Origin of the sequence: Micromonospora sp. CPCC 205558 (assembly GCF_036902955.1) — a bacterium.
GTDB lineage: Bacteria > Actinomycetota > Actinomycetes > Mycobacteriales > Micromonosporaceae > Micromonospora.
In genome coordinates, this window is the sequence record NZ_JBAKHR010000066.1 from 1 (window position 1) to 985 (window position 985).

1 protein-coding gene is annotated in these 985 nt (G+C 75.0%); it reads right to left on the reverse strand.

From position 1 onward, the window contains the following. On the reverse strand, window positions 1-985 hold a 985-nt coding region (locus V6U86_RS33280; RefSeq protein WP_334510523.1), incomplete at both ends, for an HNH endonuclease signature motif containing protein.

Sequence of the window (985 nt, forward strand, 5' to 3'; positions counted from 1 at the left end):
TGGTGGTGCCGCCGTCGGCCCAGTGCCGGATGTGGTGGCCGTCGCACCAGCGGGGCGGGCGGTCGCAGCCCGGGAAGGCACAACCTCGGTCGCGCAGCACCAGGGCGCGTCGCAGCGGACCCGAGATGAGGCGGCGTTGTCGGCCGACGTCGAGTGGTTGGCCGGCGCCGTCGAGAACGGTGGGCAGGATGGCGGCGTCGCAGGCGAGCCGGCGCACGGCCTCGGGGGTGAGCTGGAGGCCGGTGTCGAGGGCGCCGCTGCTCAACTGCTGGGTCAACTCGTCGTAGCTGGTGGTGACGACGAGTTGGGCGGGGTCGCCGCCGTTTTCGGGTAGCTCACCGGTGCGCAGGGCGAGCCGGCACACGTCGGCCAGGGCGTCGTGGCGGCGTTGCCCGGGGGTGCGCGCGTCGTCGGGCCCGGGGGGTGTGGTGAGCGGGTCGATGGCGGCGCGCAACGCGGCGGCGGCTTCGGTGTCGAGGATGCCGGTGAGGCGTAGCCGGCCGTCGGGTTGCTCGCTGATGGTGATGTGCCGGTCCCGGGCGGCGCGCGACTCCTGCGCTCGTAAGGCGGCCTCGGCGGCGGCGTCGGCGACCTCAGGGGCGACGTGGTCGAGGATGCGGGTGCCGAGCCTGCGCAGCAGGGCGGCGTCGAACTGCGTCGCCCAGTCGACGAGGACGCCGACGGCCTTGTCGGCGGCCTCCGTGCCGGCGCTGGCGTGGACGGTCTGGACTGTGTCGGCGATGACCCGGACCTGCTCCAGGTCGACCACCCCGTTGGCCAACGCGTCGCGTACTCCCGGCGGGGCGGCGTCGACGGTGGCGGCCAGCTCGACCAGCCGCCGGGCTGCGCCGACCCCGAGACGAAGCCGGTCCCGCAGCCACACCGCCGTCGAGGACGCACCCTGTGCCGTGGCGGTGCCTCGACCATCCAGCTCGCGCACGAGGGCGAGCTTGACCGCGGCCAGGCGTTGCTCGAGCCGGTGCGC